This window comes from Vibrio sp. Y176 (genome assembly GCF_033438945.1).
Genome location: NZ_JAWOQS010000004.1, coordinates 467,154 through 484,634, shown reverse-complemented (window position 1 = coordinate 484,634; position 17,481 = coordinate 467,154). Strand labels below are relative to the sequence as shown.

The following is a 17,481-nucleotide window of genomic DNA, read 5'->3' as shown; positions in this document are numbered from 1 at the left end:
TCCTTATTTGAATGCTGTTATGCTAGCTCGGTTAACCTTAATAAGCTTGTCTTTTAGCTCTGAATTCTCATACTCCAACTCATCAATACGAGCCAATGCTTCAACCAGTTTATCGTTCAGATGGTGCTGTGCAGCAGCAAACAAAGCTAACTTTTCTCGTTCGACCTCATACTTGGCTTTGTAATTATCTTTGATACGTCTTTGTTCTTTCAGCTTGGTACGAACGTTCTGGATCTCTGGCTGTACACTCTCCCCTTTGCCTAATAAGATGTCAGCTTTGAGCTGTTTAACCTTTTCTACGAACTCAGGATAGTAATAACCGCTGCCATTACCTAGGTTTGCTTCCTCCTCAACAGCACGTACACTGAGTTTACGGTGAGTAGGGATACGCTTTGGCTTACCTTGTCTAATGCGTTCTAGAGCTGCTTCTAATGCTAGTTTTGTGTTTTCGCTCTTACTCATAAGTTCGTTACCCTCAAATTAGGCTCGAAAGGGGTGAAAGGTATATCGAAGTCTGTCATGACGCTCTCCGCAGCTCGAACTTGTGTGATGTAGTGACTGCGTTCACTTACGGATAATTCGTCACACGATTTCATGTATGTTACTAAGCTGTCGTGTTTTTTCTTCCACCAACTCGCTTGTTTTTTATCAATAATGCTACTACCAGACCCACAACTCACACAGAACTGAGGTGCGACAACTCCTTCCATATCGCAGTCATAACCGGATTTGCAATAACTGTGCATTGAACCATGGAGAGTCAGCTTTCCATCTTTGACTGCTTTGTATATCACTTCCCAGGAACTATAGATGGTCGGTATATTCCCACGCATTTTCATAATTGCCTTACCATGAGTACCTGATAGTGTTTCATCGGAATGCCACTGTTTGAAGATTTTATTGGCAGTAGTTTCTGCGTTAATTTCCTCAAGAGTCAATTGAAATCTTTTATCTGCCTTTAAATCCCTTAGGCTCGCTAGCCTTCCGCCATTGGAGTACCATTCTGTCATTGAAAGATAGAGATGTTTAAATTGATGTTTAAGTGCAACATGAGTGCTAAAGCGATTCTTTATGCAGTAAAATGCAAGTGTGCGTCTAAACTGGTGAGTACAAAAGTACCAAGGCTGGCCAATTATTACTTTTTGTTTTAACTTTTCTATTGAACGAGGATTAGACTCTAAGCATTCTTTATAATCTTGTTCCGTCGTTACTAGATTCAACTGCTTACAAAATCGTTGTAATCTTTTGTTCCAGTCCGGAATTATATTCGGTGGTTTCGAGCGAGCATTTCTGTTTAACCATAGAGAGTTCTCGTATTTCTTGTCTGGATAATTAAATTCTTCTCGCCAGTTCTTTGTCAGCACCGTCATTAAATCAATTGCAGTTTTTGAAGCTGCAGCAGTAACCCAAGTTTCTCGTCTTTCTCCTAACTTAAATGTGTGTGATTGTAGCATATGGTGGACGCGACCATTTAGCTCATCTTTGTAGTAACTATCAGGAGTTAGCTTTTCTAACTCAGACGTACGCATACCACTAAAGCCTCCACAAGTTATGTAACTTGCAGTGATAAGCTGCCCGAAATACCGTAAGAATTCACTGGCATTGTTAAGTGGAGTACTCGGTATTTTTTTGGCCAATGGAGCAATGATAGTTTTAGGTGGGAGTGGTTGGTTATCATTGATACAGAGCGCGTGTTTATGATGGTTAATGGCACTCGCGTTATCCATAAATGTAAAAACATGGCCCTGTTTGATTTTCTCGCAGACAATATGCTTACCTCTAAGATAGTTTTCTTGTAATGCATTTTCCGTGTCAGCAATTAATTGAGCGTGAGGAAGTGCAGTTTCAATAAGCTTGATAGCTTTTCCATAGATTTCATTGCACAAGCGTTCAGGGATAACTAGAGTTTGTTGTGCTTCTCTATTGCTGAGTTTTTTGGACTCTGCCTGTGGTTTGATAAGTTCAATATCTAATTTGATTTTATGCCAACCACTATCATGGATGGCGCTATTGATAGCCCCAAGGCACAGTTCAATTGATCGTTGAGAATAGTTTTTCTCTTGTAGGCTGTATTTGAATTTATCCCATGTTGTCGGGCAAGATAGGGCTCTTAGAGATGATGCTCCCTCTTGTTGTAGAAAGCGATAAACTATTTTTATTTTTGATAGCAGTGATAGAACTCCAGAAAAGTTCAACGCCTTTTGTTTGTTGTAACCTTTGTTAAAAATCCACCCAAAGGCAATTATTTTTAATTCTCGTTGTAGTTCAGGTGTTGCACTAAATTCGTTGAAGTTTAAGTTGTAGTTTTTTGTGTCACGAGAGAAAGAAAAACAATTCCAGTTGTTTTGGCCGAATCTAGCGGTGATACTCCCATTTAGATCTTTGCAAATAATGATTTTATCTAACTTATCGAACTGCTTATGGTGATAAAAATTGACAGGATCAACATATTGAATCTTATGTTTTTCCGGGAAGCTTACGTCATAAAGATGATTCATATTCATACTTTTACCTGACTAGAGCTAGGAGGTATCAACCCAAATACAGCATCTGGTCCATCCCAAATAGGGTGGTAGCCATCGTCATTCAGCTTTTTTTCAGCCTGCTTCAATAGCTTATTTCTTATATTAGGAAGTATCTTTTCATCTATGAACTTGATAATTTCAGTGAAATTTGCATGAAAATGCTTACTATCAAGATGAAGATATAATGATTCTTCGATACAAGCTTTAAAGCTCAATAAGCACCATATATCTACAAGAGATTGAACAATCACTTGACTAGGGCAGCCAAAGCATGCCAATAAATCAGAGCAAGCTAGCCATTCGCCATCTTTAGCTAGACCTTGCTTGAGAGCTCTTCTTGTATAGTTTTTAGATCTTTGGCCAAAAGGTGAACTACAACTCCCACCGTTAGGTGTCCTACTTAGATCTGGAAATTGTATCTTGTATTCTTCCTCTATAACTAACTTATTGATTCCTAATCTTATCTTTGCATCAATAGGGCTTGCGCCGGTTTTTACCTGTTCTTCTCGTATAGATAAAGCATCTTGAATCATACCGTTATTTGATACTTTATTGCCTTCACTGTAGTTTTTTTTGCGGGTGCTTGATGTATTTCCCAGCATAATATTGTTTGCTAAATCACCTTGGTTATATGCGGTGATTTGAGCACCTGTTTCACGAAAGCGACTAATTACTGGGCGTAATCGACGACCTGTTTGGTCGTTAAATGTAAAATGCTTTTCAAGCCATAACTTAAGGAAAGCTTGGAGGTTTGAACTTTTCATGGGGATAACTTTATTAAATGCAACGGATTGAAGTAACGTCGCATTGCTATCTTTTGAAATTAATTTTGAAGCGTTGAGTAAGTTGTCAAAAAAACCCATAGCGTATTTAGGAATTTCAAGATCGTGAGAGCCAATTTCAATATGTATGGTCTTGAAAGCACGGCGCTTAAAAGCTGGCATGGTGTACCAGTATTCACCCAAAGTTGCTGATGTGTTACTTGGTTGTTTGAGCTGAAATAAATCACTTGTGTTCGCATAAGTATAGTAAGACAACAGGAATGTCCCAGCACACATCATTTTAGTTATTCCACTACACAAGCTGTATATTTTCCCATCCCATTCAAAGGTCATAGTGGGGATAGATTTATAAGTATGAATGTGTTTTTCGGGAGCTTGGATAAATTGCTTATAAGTTTGTTTAAAAAGACTTCGTAGAAATGGTAAAAGTTGATTTAAATCGCTGCGCGTATAGGCTTCAAATGAACTTAGGTCACTGCTATCCATGACTGGAATGTTAGAGAAATAGTTGTGTGGGAGGCCGAGATAGTTTTTGGCCATAATATACAAGATATGTCGCTTTGTTTTATAGGTGCTTCTTTTTTGTTCTCCCTGCATGACTTTAGTTTGTTCATAGAGCATATAGTCTTCAAACGATGATTTAGTGAAGGCTTCTTTGTCATTTTCATCACACCATCTTAGATATAGAGAACACCGAATAAAGATTGTGTATAAAGTCTCATTACTCTTACCTTCCTCTAGGTCATCCTCAAATCGAGATTTTAATTGCAGTACAAAACTTTCACGTTTAGCGTTTTCAAATTTATTGCTTTGTTGTAGTTGTTTAGTTGTTGGTACCTTCTTAAAAAGGAATCGATTAAAGTCTGCTTTGTTGTTGTCCTCGGTATTCAATGGCAATGATAAGTCTGGGTTCCAGCGTGATACATAGAGCAACTTAGTCATAAATCCTCCCCAAGAAAATCGTGCATGAGTGTATCAAGGATACCGAATTTTACTTTCAAGGCTTCCTTACGCTGCAAGTAACGCAGATACTTCCAAGTCGTGGATTCATTTCTATGTCCCATCCAGCTCATTAACAGCTCCATACACTCCATTGGAGATAGACCAGCCTCAAGTAAGTCATTTAAGCGGCATGTGGCGTAGGTTGAGCGCAGGTCGTGGAAGCGATGATTAAAGGTGGGGGAGGTTTTCTTGACGGATGTTCTAAATTCCGCCCATCTTGCTTCAATAGATTTAGCTGTTACAGGATTGCCTTGCTCACTCACAAAAAGAGGCTCATGATGCTCACACAGAGCAAATCTTTCGATTGTATCTTGCTTTAGTGAAGACGCATTCTTGGGCAATAATTCTAATTTGGCATTGAGTTTGTTTACCCGTTTAATTCTACGTTCAGAGGTACGGTATTCATTCAGTGTGGTCAATAACTCTGATGAGATTTCTACACGTCTTTGCTTTAAGTATTTAGTCTGAACACCTGTCGATTGAGGCGATAGAATTATCTCGCAACGATGCTCACTTTCAGCTAGTGGTGTTGCGGTATCAAGAGCATTTAGGGAGAGCGTGGCAATTTCTTGTATCCGCATTCCAGTATCAATAGAAATTAACACCTGCAAGCGTAATTCTTCGGATGTGCTAGGAAGGTGCTTTGTCAGAATATTCAGTGACTCTTGACTGAGTGGAGATAAAGGTCGAATGTTCTTACTACTTGCATCCTTAGGTATTTTTATTCGCAAGTCGCTCGTTTCAACGGTAAACGTTGGAGTTATGTGTGCCAGTATTCTCGTGCTTTGAACCGATACAAACTCCATCTTAAATGGGGCTTCTTTTTCGTTATTTATTTTCAAGTAACCATCATGCATTAACCACTTGTAGTAGTTAACAATCTGATTCATTCGCACGCTTGCTGTACTGTGTGCTAAGTCACCGCTCTTAATTTTCTTTAGCAGATAAGAACGGAAAAGATAGGTTGGTTTCAGTCTTTTGACAGGAGGGAATTTATTCCACGCTAACTGTTTATCTTCAAGGAATTGGTAGTAAGCCAGTAATGCTTGAGAGCATGGTGAAAGGTCTTTAGCTGCTTTGATGGTTTTCTGATAGAAGAGGTAACTATTAGCTTCGTGATTGAACGAACCGTCCTGATTAAACAGTGTAGGTAATGAGCCAATACTTCCCTTAATAGGGGAGCATTGGCAGATATTATCACTGACTGATAATTCTGTCTGTTTATAGACATTGTTTGATTGTATGAGGTACATAAATTCACCTAGAAAACCACTGACTATACATCCAGCATAGTCAGTGAAGGATTGTTTTCCAGATTTATTTATGTGTGTAAGATACTTTTCCTACACTAACCCCTCATGGTAACGAACTCTTCTGAGCCCGTTGGGTGGATAGCCACAACAGAGTCGAAGTCTGCTTTGGTTGCGCCCATCTTCATTGCTACGCCGAAGCCTTGGATCATTTCATCTACCGTGAAGCCGATGCCGTGTAGGCCAACAACCGTTTCTTCTTCGCCCGCACATACAAGCTTCATCTTACATGGTTGACGGTGCTTAGTAACAGCGGTGTACATCGCAGTAAAGCCAGATGTGTAGACTTTGATGTTGTCTTTGCCGTACTTCTCTTCTGCTTCTTGCGTTGTTAGACCGATAGTGCCGATTGGTGGGTGGCTAAATACCACAGTTGGTACCAAATCGTAGTCCATCTTCGCGTTTGGTTTGTTGTTGAAAAGACGCTCAGAAAGTTGACGACCCGCTTTCACTGCTACTGGTGTTAGTTCGATACCGCCTTCCATGATGTCACCCACACAGTAGATGCCTTTCACGTTAGTTTCTTGGTATTCGTCTACCTTGATGTAGCCTTTTTCGTTCGTTGCCACGCCGGTTGACGCTAGGTTGATTGCGTCTGTCGCAGGGTGACGACCGATTGCCCAAATCAGTTGGTCAACGTTTTGGCTTTCACCGTTTTCTAGGTGCAGAGTTAGGCTGCCATCGGCTTCTTTTACCACTTCTTTTGGTACAGAGTGGGTGTGCAGTTTTGGACCTTCTGCGTCCATCACTTCAACCAACGTATCGATGATCATTGGATCGAAGCTACGCAGTGGTGACTCTTTACGTACGAACAGGTGCGTTTCTGTACCTAGCGCGTGCAGTACGCCAGCAATTTCAACTGCGATGTAGCCAGCACCCACAACCGCAACGCGTTTTGGTTGCTCTGCTAGGTCGAAGAAGCCGTTTGAATCGATGCCGTATTCAGCGCCTGGAATGTTTGGAATAGTAGGACGACCACCAACCGCGATCAGGATGTGATCTGCTGTGTAGTGTTCACCGTTTACTTCGACAGTTTTTTCGTCAACAAACTTAGCAAAGCCTTTAATCACGTTTACTTTGTTGTTGCCAAGAACGCGATCGTAAGATTGGTGAATACGACCGATGTATGCCTGACGGCTCTCAACCAGTTTGCTCCAGTCGAAACCTTTCACGTCGACATCAAAACCGTAATCTTCTGCGTACAGGTTCATTGCTTCTGCGATTTGCGCGCCATGCCACATCACTTTTTTCGGTACACAACCTACGTTTACACAGGTACCGCCAAGGTCTTGAGCTTCGATTAGCGCAACTTTCGCGCCGTACATCGCCGCACGGTTTGCAGATGCGATGCCGCCACTGCCGCCACCGATACAGATATAGTCAAAATGAGTCGCCATTACTTTCTCCAAGAGCTTATAAATTTTATCTGGTACATAGATAGATTGGGATGACCTTGCCCGAACTCAATGCCACCGTTATCCCACTATCATAAATCGAATTCGACTAATTCCTAAATGGGAAAAAGCGACAATACTTATGACAAATAGCGATGAGAGGCACAAAAAGAAGAATAAGCACGATTGGAGGGAGAAGGTGAGAGCATAAAAAAGCGCAACGAGAATATCGTTGCGCTTGAAGATAGCAGTACTGAAGTGCTTACTCTGGCACAATCCAGTCCACTTTCCAGTGGCCAGTTGCTGGTGCGATCGCGTCTTGCAGGAATGGCAGAATCTCTTTCATCTGGCTTTCCAGTTTCCATGGCGGGTTAATCAAAATCATGCCGGATGCCGTCATGCCGCGCTCGTTGGTATCTGGTGCAACACCTAACTCGATTTGCAGAATTTTACGAATGCCCAGTGCTTCCAAGCCTTCGATCATATCTTCGATGTCGTGACGGTTTACCACTGGGTACCAAATCGCGTAGATACCGGTTGCCCAACGCTTATGGCTCTGATGAATCGCGCGCACTACATCGCGGTACTCTTTCGCGAGCTCGTATGGTGGGTCAATCAGCACCAAACCACGACGTTCTTGTGGCGGTAAGCTTGCTTTGAGGCGTTGGAACCCGTCCTCTTTGAAGATGCTCACTTGGCGATCACGATGGAATTCTTGCTCTAACAATGGGTGATCGGCCGGGTGCAACTCGGTCAGCACCATGCGATCTTGTGGGCGGATTTGCGCGCGCGCCACACGTGGTGAGCCTGGGTAGTAACGCAGCTTCTCGCCATTGTTGAGCACTTTAATGGCATCGATGTAGCTTTTGATGTCTTCGGGAATGCTTGGGTTATCCCAAATACGTGCGATGCCTTGTTTGTATTCGCCCGTTTTTTCAGACCATTCGTGAGTCAGATCGTAACGGCCCACACCCGAGTGGGTATCGTGATAAACGAATGGCTTATCTTTTTGTTTCAGCGCATCAAGAATGAGGCTTTGAACGATGTGTTTGACCACGTCGGCATGGTTGCCAGCGTGGAAGCTGTGGCGGTAACTTAACAAATTAAACTCTCGAAACACTCTTTGGTTGAGTGTGGTCTGTGATTTTCACTCTATGGCGGTATTATACTCAAGTAACTTAAAGATGTAGAACTTCCAATCAAATCTGTTCCTCTGATAAGGGGACGCTATTGAAATTTCTTTAAGTCACCCACACTTACTATTGGTAATCGAATTGAACTAGGTGAGTTTCTCGCACTCAAAAGGGTGTGCAATTTCATTTAGGTATAACAAGACTCAAGGACAGAGTAGCGCTGGTTGACTATATGATGGTCATCGCGGCATAGAGAAAGGGAACGGAGCTCCCCCAATCCATGTTGCTGGCTCGTCTGTACATTGAGTTGGCCTATCTACACAAAATAGACAGGCAATCACAGAGTCAAAACACAAAAGGAATTATTCATGTCTAATCCTCTTCTGACGTTTACGGACCTACCTCCGTTTTCTCAAATTAAACCAGAACACATCAAGCCTGCCGTTGAGCAAGCGATTGCTGACTGCCGAGCAAAAATCGATGAAGTTCTACAAGACAACGCTCACCCAACTTGGGACAGTGTGATTGCGCCAATTGAAGAAGCGGATGATCGCTTAAGCCGCATCTGGTCGCCAGTGGGTCACATGAACTCGGTAGTGAACAGCGAAGAGCTACGTGAAGCTTACGAAAGTTGCCTACCAATTTTGTCAGAGTACGGCACTTGGGTTGGTCAGCATAAAGGGTTGTACGAAGCGTACAAAACCATCAAAGCGAGCGAAGAATTTGCAACGTTAACTCGTGCCCAGCAGAAAACCATCACTGATGCACTGCGTGATTTCGAGTTATCAGGCATTGGTTTGCCATCCGATGAGCAGCACCGTTACGGCGAGATCAGCAAACGTATGTCTGAGCTGAGCTCTAAATTCTCTAACAATGTGCTGGATGCCACCATGGGTTGGACCAAGCACATCACGGACGAGAAAGACCTAGCAGGTATGCCAGAATCGGCGCTGGCAGCAGCGAAAGCTGCCGCAGAAGCAAAAGAGTTAGATGGTTACCTCATTACGCTAGATATCCCATCTTACCTACCTGTCATGACGTACTGCGATAACCAAGAGTTGCGTAAAGAAGTGTACGAAGCGTACGTGACGCGCGCTTCTGATCGAGGTCCAAACGCAGGCAAATGGGATAACTCAGAAATCATTACTGAGCAGCTAAAACTGCGCCATGAAATTTCACGTATGCTAGGTTTCAATACTTACAGTGAAAAGTCGTTAGCAACAAAGATGGCTGAAACGCCGGATCAAGTGCTGGGCTTCCTGAATGACCTAGCGACACGAGCGAAACCGCAAGGTGAACGTGAAGTCGAAGAGTTACGTCAGTTTGCGAAAAGTGAGTTTGGTGTTGAAGAGCTGAACGTTTGGGATATCGCTTACTACAGCGAGAAACAAAAGCAGCACCTGTTCCAAATTTCGGATGAAGAACTGCGCCCATACTTCCCAGAGTCAAAAGTCGTGAGCGGTCTGTTTGAAGTGCTAAACCGCGTGTTTGGCATGACCGTTACTGAGCGCGAAGGCGTAGACACTTGGCATGAGTCCGTGCGCTTTTTCGATATCTTTGATGCTGAAGGCACACTCCGTGGCAGCTTCTACCTAGATCTCTACGCTCGTGAACACAAACGTGGCGGCGCGTGGATGGATGATTGTCGTGGTCGTCGCGTTACGCTATCTGGCGAGCTACAAACGCCGGTTGCGTATCTAACGTGTAACTTCAACCGTCCAGTGGGCGACAAACCAGCACTGTTCACGCACGATGAAGTCGTGACGTTATTCCATGAATTTGGTCATGGAATCCACCACATGTTGACGCAAGTTGATACAGGTGCTGTTTCAGGTATTAATGGCGTGCCTTGGGATGCGGTTGAGCTACCAAGTCAGTTCCTAGAAAACTGGTGTTGGGAAGAGGACGCGCTGGCGTTCATTTCTGGTCACTATGAGACAGGTGAGCCGCTACCGAAAGCGATGCTAGACAAAATGCTCGCAGCGAAAAACTTCCAATCTGCGATGGGTATTTTGCGTCAGCTAGAATTCGGCTTGTTCGATTTCACGCTTCACACTGAATATGACCCAGAAGTGGGTGCGCGTGTACTGGAAACTCTGGCGAAAGTGAAAGAGAAAGTCGCGGTAGTTCCTGCGGTTGAGTGGGCGCGTTTCTCACACAGCTTCGGCCATATTTTTGCTGGTGGCTACAGTGCGGGTTACTACAGCTACCTATGGGCTGAAGTGCTGTCGTCAGACGCGTATTCTCGCTTTGAAGAAGAAGGCATCTTCAACAAAGAGACGGGTCTAAGCTTCCTGAACAACATCCTAGAAATGGGGGGCAGTGAAGAGCCAATGGAGCTGTTCAAGCGCTTCCGTGGCCGCGAGCCACAAATCGATGCACTGTTGCGCCACTCGGGTATTGCGGCGTAAATTGAGCAAAAAACATCAAGGCCAACCGTTCGGTTGGCCTTTTTTGTACAGTTTTTATAAAAAATTTTACGGATTTACGTTGCGGTTGATCGGGTTCTGCAACGATATCAATGTCTCCGTGGACTGAACCTCATCAATGGCTTGCAGCTTGTCGATCAGTACAAATTGCAGCTCTTCAATCGATTTGCACATCAATTTGACGAATATGTTATACGCGCCCGTGGTGTAGTAAGCTTCAACGACTTCGTCGAGCGCGTTGAGTTTTTCTAACGCGGAGTGGTAATCACGAGCTGCATTGAGGTTAATACCAATAAAGCAGCACACATCGTAGCCAAGCTTTTTGGTATTGATGATCACCTCCGTTCCTTCGATGATGTCCGCCGACTTCATCTTCTCGATACGCACATGGATAGTGGCAGGGCTGACATCGAACTGCTTTGCCATTTCTGCGTAGGGCGTTCTGGCGTCAGCCATCAGTGTTTTTAATATTGCGCGGTCAAGGTCGTCGAGTTTCGGCAGGCTCGCATTCATACTATGATTTCCGTTAGGGATAGAGTTTTACCTCCCTTTTATACTCATAGCGGATAGGATTCACAAGGTTTGGCAGGAGTAACTGCGGGTTAACTCCGAGCTATGGAGATAATGTGCAGCGTTTTCTGGTTATTGCCGCGCTATGTTGGAGCGCGTTTGCTACGGCCTCAGATCCGAAGGTGTTGGTCGTGCACTCCTATCATCAGGGTTTTTTCTGGACGGACTCCATACAGCGAGGCATCGAGCAACAGCTGGGCGATCGAGCGCTGGACATGCGTGTGCTCTATCTAGACTCGAAACGTAACCAGAGTGAGCAGTTTTTTGCACAACTAAAATCCTTATATCTTACGAAATTACGCAAAGAGCGATTCGATGCCATTTTAGTGAGCGATAACAATGCGCTTGAACTCATGCAGCGTTTAGCCCCAATCATCAAAGACACCCCAGTTATATTTAACGGCATTAATAACTACCATCCTTCTTTACATCGTTCTCTGAATGCAACCGGAGTCATGGAAGATGTCGATTTGGAAGCGAATCTCGCTCTTATTGAGCGCTTACATCCGAACTACACACAAGTTCTCATAGTCAGTGACCACTCGGTGACCGGTGAGGTGTTGCGTTATCAAATCGACAATTTTGTCCTCAAGTTCCCGCAATATCGAGACAAAATCGTACAAGTTGTCCCAGACAGTATCATCGATCTAAAACAACAAGTCGCAAAACTGAGTTCCGATAAAGTCGTCTTGTTCTGGACCTATTACCGAGATAAACAAGGTATGGTTGGCAGCGAGCGTGACTGGGTTGGTGTCAACAAAGTCTCAAACGCGCCGCTGTTTATGGTGCATGACATTGGTTTGGGTCATGGCGCAGTTGGAGGGGTTATTCAAAGTGGTTATCGGCATGGTATTGAGAGTGCAGAGATGCTTGAATTCGTTTTGGATAACCCTGATCAGCCTCTGCCTGCCGTGAAAAAAAGTGATTCTGAAATAAAGCTCGATTACCAAGCGGTAGCGCGTTGGGGATTGGGGGCTGAACAAGAGGTTTCTGCGGTATTTTTTAATAAGCCAATGAAGCTTTCTGAACGTTTTGCCAAGGAAATTCGCCTGTTTGGTAGTCTGTTTGTGGTGATGTCGGTGGTCATTTTGCTGATGGGTTATTATTTACAGCGGATGCGTCGCAGTGAGAGCGCTGCGCGAGAAAGCCAGGCTATTCTAGAATCGATTTTCGATCAGAGCATGCAGTATATGGGCATTTTGGATGCCAACGGTGTGCTTAAATCGGGCAACGATCACCTTCAATCCTTACTTTATCACCAAGGACTGCGCTTAGACCGACCACTTTGGTTTCACCCCAACTGGAGTGAAAAAGCACAAGCGTTGCTTGAGGAGTATTTCCACGCGCCTCACCATCAAGTGTCGACGTTTGAAGCTGAAATTTGGAGTAAAGAACACGGCGCATTGGTGTTAGAAGTTTCGCTCAAGCCTTTTTCTCAGCAAGTAGGGAATCATAAGCAATACTTGTTTGAAGCGCGCGATATTACCAGTCGTAAATTGATGGAGGACAAGCTCTACCAACGTGAGTCAACCCTACGCAACTATTACGAGCAGCAGCCCGTGATGATGGTGACGCTTGATAGTAATAACCGAATTCAAGAAGTGAATCGATTTGCTCAACTACTTCTTGGCTACAAACCGATGGACATGCTCGGACATCGCCTGAGGGAGTTCTATTTTGATGACAAAGTGCTGTTCCCTCGCCAAGTGTTATTGCAACCCAACCAGCAAGTGCATGGTGTTTGGCGACGTGAAGTCGAGTATCGTCATGCAAATGGTCATCGTGTTTGGGTGCGCGAGAATATTCGTCCGCTGAGTGAATCTGAGCAACTGCTGATTGTGGGCGAAGATATTACCGAAACCAAACTGCTTTCCGAGAAATTGGAATACCAAGCTCGCTATGACTTACTGACGGGGACTTACAACAGAAACCACTTTGAACTAGAGCTTAAGACCGCACTGTGCGAAGTGGACAGCCATCGTCGAGTCCACGCCATGTTGTACCTCGACTTAGATCAACTAAAAGTCCTCAATGATACGGTTGGGCATGATGCAGGTGATGCGGCGATTCAATTCTGCGCAAGTATGCTGGAAGGCGTTCTGCCGTACAATTCCATCTTGGCTCGAATGGGAGGCGATGAGTTTGCGGTGTTACTCAAAGACTGTGACGAATATGGCGCCATCAATATTGCCAAACTGATCATCTCGACACTAAGCGAACACCTCTTTATTTGGGAAGACACACGCCTGTTCATCAGTTGCTCAATTGGTATCCGTATCATCGTTCATACCGCTGATACGCCACAAATGGTGCACGCTCAAGCAGACTCTGCTTGTCACGCCGCTAAAGAGCAAGGCCGTAACCGCTATAATCTATTCAGCTTAGATAACGAAGAGTTGCAGCGTCGTCAGATGGAAATGCAGAGCGTCAATTTGGTGCATGAGGCATTGTCGAATCAACGTTTAGAACTGTTTGCTCAACCGATAAAAAGCTTACAAAAGCACGAGACTCAAATGTATTTTGAGATTTTGGTGCGTATTCGCAATGGGTACGGTGATTATGTTTCTCCTGCGCTGTTTATCCCTGCTTCCGAGCGCTACAACATTGCCCATTGGATTGATAAGCAGGTTATTACTCAAACGCTAGAGTGGTTTGAACAGCGTCCTGAGGTGGTTGAACAGCTTGGTCGCTGTTCGATAAACCTTTCAGGTCAATCTATGGGGAATCAAGAGTTTATTGACTTCTTATTGGATCGATTGGAAAGTTCGACTCTGCCGTGTGAAAAAATCTGCTTAGAAATCACCGAGACAGCAGCGATGAGTAATCTGGATCAAGCCATTGAGCTGTTTACCAAGCTAAAGGCTTTGGGTTGCATGATTGCATTGGATGATTTCGGGTCTGGATTGTCTTCATTTGGTTACTTAAAGAAACTTCCTGTCGATATCGTGAAAATTGATGGTCTTTTCGTGCAAGATATCAACGTAAATGAAATGGACCGCGTGATGGTTCGTTCAATCAATGACTTGGCGAAACAGCTCGGCAAAGTGACGGTGGCGGAGTTTGTCGAAAATGACCAGGTCATGCAGCATTTGATAGACCTCGGTGTGGACTACGGCCAAGGCTACGGTATTGGCCATCCTAAGCCGCTTTCTGAGCTAGTGGAGCAACTGACGGCTGTATAACCTCTGCGTAGCAAGCTCAACCTAGCATTAATAGGTAACTTAGGTATACACTCAGCGCCAGTTACCTCGATTTTTATTGGAGCCTCCTTTTGCAACTGCAATTGATCTGTGAAAACCCGTCTCAACAATCTCATCTTGATGAACTCGCTGCGCGTTGGCAGCTTTCACACACTGACTATAGCGATTTTGCTTTGGTGCTAACCACCGAGCGTTTGGAGCTACGTAAAGTGGATGAGCCAAAGCTGGGTGCAATCTTTGTGGATTTGATTGGTGGTGCGGTAGGTCATCGTCGCAAGTTCGGTGGTGGTAAAGGCCAAGCAATTGCGAAAGCGGCGGGGTTGAACAAAGGGGCAACGCCAACCGTGTTAGACGGCACGGCAGGTCTTGGTCGTGATGCGTTTGTGCTCGCCTCGCTAGGTTGTAAAGTGCAGATGGTCGAGCGTCATCCAGTCGTAGCGGCTTTGTTAGATGATGGCTTGGATCGAGCGAAACAAGACCCAGAAATCGGCACCTGGGTATCTGAGCGCATGTCGCTAATCCATGCCTCTAGCCATGATGCGCTGGAACAATTGGCGCAAGATAAAGACTTTGTCCAGCCAGATGTGGTGTATCTTGACCCGATGTATCCGCACCCAGAAAATAAAAAGAAGTCGGCGCTCGTGAAAAAAGAAATGCGCGTTTTCCAATCGTTGGTTGGCGCCGATTTGGACGCCGATGGCTTACTAGAACCAGCCATGGCGTTAGCCACAAAGCGTGTAGTAGTTAAACGCCCAGATTATGCTAACTGGCTGAACGAGAAAAAACCGACCATGGCGATTGAAACGAAAAAAAATCGCTTCGATGTCTATGTTAAAGCATCGATGGCATAACTTCCTGACGGCTCAACTTTTCTTGTCACAGTACGGTGTGTCGTGCTGTGACTCAGCCTCTCTTTCCTCGTCTCTATTGATAGTTTTCTCTTGCTAATTCCCTTCCCTGACTGTATATCTAACTAAGAATTATTATTATTTCACTTGTTGTGATGCGGTCGATAACTGGGAAGCTGGAGTAGTAGAATGGCTAAACGTTTATGTAAAATGAGTCGCAAACAGATCGCGGCAGAACTTGGTGATATCCATCGTTTAGTTGTCGCACCAAAATTCGTTTGTCGTTCTTGCGCACGCTCTTCATCGGCCAAAGATACCCTTTGTAAGCCAGCCGCAATTCCTCCACAAAAATGCCAAGACAAGCCATTGAGTGAGCAACAAGCATGTGGCTTATTGGTTGAAGCTCTGCCATCACAAGCGATTCCAGTGACCACTAAACAAAGCAACGAAAAAGCCGCGATTGTGAAGCGTGTTGTTGAGCGTGTGAAAGAGAAAAAACAAGCCGAAAAATCTCCGGAGCCAGTAAGAGCCGACGCACCAGTATGGTTTGATTTAGCGGATAAAAAATCGCTCAAGAAAGCGAAAAAAGCACTGAAAAAGCACTATAAGCAGCAAAAGAAGTTGCTAAAAGTGGCGAAAAAACAACAAAAGTTACTTAAGCGTCAGCGCAAGCTTGAAGCGCGCAATGCGAAACTAGAAGTGCTGCTGCCAACGCCACCTAATGCTTTGATGAACGCAATCTCACAAGCCAAAGTGCATTAATCAAACAAAAAACGCTCTCCAGTCGGAGAGCGTTTTTTATTGTCGAAATGTTTATAGGATTAGCTGCGTTACTTATTGGCGTAACTCATCTCTACGCGCTTTTTCACCCAGGTTTCGTTAATCCATAGGGATAGCATGATGATCGCACCGCCAATGGCGAGTCGCATGACATCAACATCGCGGTTCCAAATCACAATGTTTACAATCAAGCCCGCCGGAACCAATGCATTGTTCATTACTGCCAGTGCACCTGCGTTCACCATAGTCGCGCCTTTGTTCCAAGCAAAGTAACCAAAACCAGAAGCAATCAACCCAAGGTATGTCAGAATGCCCCATTGCGTTGTAGTGGTTGGTAGTTTTTCGAGGTTACCCATGAGCGCGAAAGCCACGGTTGCTACACAAAGTGCACCTAAGTAGAAGTAGCCAAACACGGTGTGTTGTGGCAAATCGACGGGTTCACTCTCCATGATATATTTGTAGCCCACCTGACCGATGGCAAAGCAGAGGTTTGCTCCTTGTACGACCAAAAAGCCCAGTAGGAAATCTTCATTAATGCCTGCAAATTTAATCCAGGCGGCACCAAATACGGCTATTGCTGCGGTAACTAAGTACCAAGGTGAAAAGCGACCTTTCAAGAAGTCATAGATTAGCGTGACGTAAATGGGTGTGAATACGGTGAACAGCAATACTTCTGGCACGGAAAGGAGCAAAAAAGATTGGTAGTAGAAGCAATACATCAAACCGAGCTGGAAGCCACCGACGGTCATCAGTTTCGCGATCAGGGATTTGCTAACGCCACGGAATTTCAAAAAGGGAATGAAAACCAGGCTCGCCAGTGCCACGCGCATGAACACCGAGAACCAAGAATCAACCTGACCGGCGAGGTAAACGCCGATCAGGCTAAATGAGAATGCCCAAAGTAGGGTAACTGCGGATAGATAAGCCATGGATGAGAATCTTTATCAACAACAAATGTGCCCGCAGTCTAACCAAGTTTTATCGTTGCGCCAATCAGTCTTTTAGCGGTACGACCAGCATATCGACTGGTGAGCAGTTAATAAGCTGTCGAGTCGAAGATAGAATCTTGCTCCAGAAATCTTGGTGATGACCACAAACCACCAAATCGATACTGTAGTCTTGAATGGTATCGCACAGCTCATTACTCAAATCGCCACTACCGACTAAAGTATGGGCAATTGGGTATTGCGCATATTCTGCGAAGTTTGCCAATTGTGTGCGCGATGCTTCCATTGCTTGATGTTGCGCTTCTGCCATATTGATATCGATAAGCCCGGTGTAGAGTTCTGCGTAGTTCACGTCGATGTGAATAAAAGAGACTTTCGCATCCAGAGGTTTAGCCAGTGATACGGCTTTCTTAATCAACACTTTACTGTCGTCTGAAAGGTCGACTGCCACAAGTATGTGTTTGTAACTCATATTGCTATCTCCTTGTAAGGTCATAGTTTTAGATTAGCACCAACCCCAAAAAAAATTTGCTGAAGTGATCTCATATCGGTGCCGTAGGT

The 17,481-nt window shown here is 44.5% G+C and carries 13 protein-coding genes; 4 read left to right on the top strand and 9 right to left on the bottom strand.

Translation table 11 applies throughout. The annotated features are described in order from the left end of the window. Positions 1-3: 3 nt before the first annotated feature. The 6 genes from R7O13_RS13445 to R7O13_RS13420 all read right to left on the bottom strand — a co-directional run bounded on the left by R7O13_RS13445 (position 4) and on the right by R7O13_RS13420 (position 8,115). Positions 4-462 (bottom strand): hypothetical protein, encoded by a 459-nt coding sequence (locus R7O13_RS13445; protein ID WP_318304031.1) that lies wholly within the window; start codon positions 460-462, stop codon positions 4-6. Further along, a complete protein-coding gene (locus R7O13_RS13440; RefSeq protein ID WP_318304029.1) occupies positions 459-2,504 on the bottom strand; it encodes a hypothetical protein in 2,046 nt (681 codons plus the stop codon). Before R7O13_RS13440 ends, R7O13_RS13445 begins: the two co-directional genes overlap by 4 nt. Beyond that, positions 2,501-4,249 carry a hypothetical protein gene (locus R7O13_RS13435; protein WP_318304027.1) on the bottom strand — a complete coding sequence of 583 codons (1,749 nt, stop codon included), beginning with the start codon at positions 4,247-4,249 and terminating at the stop codon, positions 2,501-2,503. The genes R7O13_RS13440 and R7O13_RS13435 overlap by 4 nt, the downstream gene beginning before the upstream one ends. After that, positions 4,246-5,562, bottom strand: coding sequence for a tyrosine-type recombinase/integrase (locus tag R7O13_RS13430; protein ID WP_318304025.1), 1,317 nt, complete (start codon positions 5,560-5,562; stop codon positions 4,246-4,248). Before R7O13_RS13430 ends, R7O13_RS13435 begins: the two co-directional genes overlap by 4 nt. Positions 5,563-5,657: 95 nt before the next feature. After that, positions 5,658-7,016, bottom strand: a complete 1,359-nt coding sequence (gene gorA, locus R7O13_RS13425) for a glutathione-disulfide reductase (protein ID WP_042522575.1) — start codon at positions 7,014-7,016, stop codon at positions 5,658-5,660. A gap of 259 nt (positions 7,017-7,275) precedes the next feature. Further along, complete coding sequence (locus R7O13_RS13420) at positions 7,276-8,115, bottom strand: 23S rRNA (adenine(2030)-N(6))-methyltransferase RlmJ (protein WP_248487186.1); 840 nt, start codon at positions 8,113-8,115, stop codon at positions 7,276-7,278. 399 nt (positions 8,116-8,514) lie between these two features. Between R7O13_RS13420 and prlC the strand changes: the two genes are divergently transcribed. Further along, the gene (prlC, locus tag R7O13_RS13415; protein ID WP_017635033.1) at positions 8,515-10,557 is read left to right on the top strand and encodes an oligopeptidase A; all 2,043 of its coding nucleotides are present in this window, start codon (positions 8,515-8,517) and stop codon (positions 10,555-10,557) included. Between the two features lie 66 nt (positions 10,558-10,623). Here the strand turns inward: prlC and asnC are convergent, their stop codons facing one another. Beyond that, complete coding sequence (gene asnC / locus R7O13_RS13410) at positions 10,624-11,088, bottom strand: transcriptional regulator AsnC (protein WP_005389595.1); 465 nt, start codon at positions 11,086-11,088, stop codon at positions 10,624-10,626. 113 nt (positions 11,089-11,201) lie between these two features. Here asnC and R7O13_RS13405 point away from each other — a divergent pair, with 113 nt between their 5' ends. The 3 genes from R7O13_RS13405 to R7O13_RS13395 all read left to right on the top strand — a co-directional run bounded on the left by R7O13_RS13405 (position 11,202) and on the right by R7O13_RS13395 (position 15,955). Then, the gene (locus R7O13_RS13405; protein WP_318304021.1) at positions 11,202-14,327 is read left to right on the top strand and encodes an EAL domain-containing protein; all 3,126 of its coding nucleotides are present in this window, start codon (positions 11,202-11,204) and stop codon (positions 14,325-14,327) included. 89 nt (positions 14,328-14,416) lie between these two features. After that, positions 14,417-15,196 (top strand): class I SAM-dependent methyltransferase, encoded by a 780-nt coding sequence (locus R7O13_RS13400; RefSeq protein WP_318304020.1) that lies wholly within the window; start codon positions 14,417-14,419, stop codon positions 15,194-15,196. Positions 15,197-15,382: 186 nt separating this feature from the next. Next, on the top strand, positions 15,383-15,955 hold the full coding sequence (locus R7O13_RS13395) for a hypothetical protein (RefSeq protein ID WP_053349764.1): 573 nt from the start codon (positions 15,383-15,385) through the stop codon (positions 15,953-15,955). Between the two features lie 68 nt (positions 15,956-16,023). Here the strand turns inward: R7O13_RS13395 and R7O13_RS13390 are convergent, their stop codons facing one another. Both R7O13_RS13390 and uspA read right to left on the bottom strand, forming a co-directional pair. After that, a complete protein-coding gene (locus tag R7O13_RS13390; protein ID WP_151514515.1) occupies positions 16,024-16,902 on the bottom strand; it encodes a carboxylate/amino acid/amine transporter in 879 nt (292 codons plus the stop codon). 64 nt (positions 16,903-16,966) lie between these two features. After that, entirely contained in the window at positions 16,967-17,392 is a 426-nt protein-coding gene (uspA, locus tag R7O13_RS13385; protein WP_005379165.1) for a universal stress protein UspA, read from the bottom strand. Between the last annotated feature and the right edge of the window lie 89 nt (positions 17,393-17,481).

What these genes read in the sequence shown, in the direction of transcription:
- R7O13_RS13430 (WP_318304025.1), bottom strand. Translation starts at nt 5,562, where the DNA reads ATGTACCTCATACAATCAAACAATGTCTATAAACAGACAGAATTATCA.
- R7O13_RS13435 (WP_318304027.1), bottom strand. Translation starts at nt 4,249, where the DNA reads ATGACTAAGTTGCTCTATGTATCACGCTGGAACCCAGACTTATCATTG.
- R7O13_RS13445 (WP_318304031.1), bottom strand. Translation starts at nt 462, where the DNA reads ATGAGTAAGAGCGAAAACACAAAACTAGCATTAGAAGCAGCTCTAGAA.
- asnC (WP_005389595.1), bottom strand. Translation starts at nt 11,088, where the DNA reads ATGAATGCGAGCCTGCCGAAACTCGACGACCTTGACCGCGCAATATTA.
- R7O13_RS13390 (WP_151514515.1), bottom strand. Translation starts at nt 16,902, where the DNA reads ATGGCTTATCTATCCGCAGTTACCCTACTTTGGGCATTCTCATTTAGC.
- R7O13_RS13440 (WP_318304029.1), bottom strand. Translation starts at nt 2,504, where the DNA reads ATGAATATGAATCATCTTTATGACGTAAGCTTCCCGGAAAAACATAAG.
- gorA (WP_042522575.1), bottom strand. Translation starts at nt 7,016, where the DNA reads ATGGCGACTCATTTTGACTATATCTGTATCGGTGGCGGCAGTGGCGGC.
- uspA (WP_005379165.1), bottom strand. Translation starts at nt 17,392, where the DNA reads ATGAGTTACAAACACATACTTGTGGCAGTCGACCTTTCAGACGACAGT.
- prlC (WP_017635033.1), top strand. Translation starts at nt 8,515, where the DNA reads ATGTCTAATCCTCTTCTGACGTTTACGGACCTACCTCCGTTTTCTCAA.
- R7O13_RS13395 (WP_053349764.1), top strand. Translation starts at nt 15,383, where the DNA reads ATGGCTAAACGTTTATGTAAAATGAGTCGCAAACAGATCGCGGCAGAA.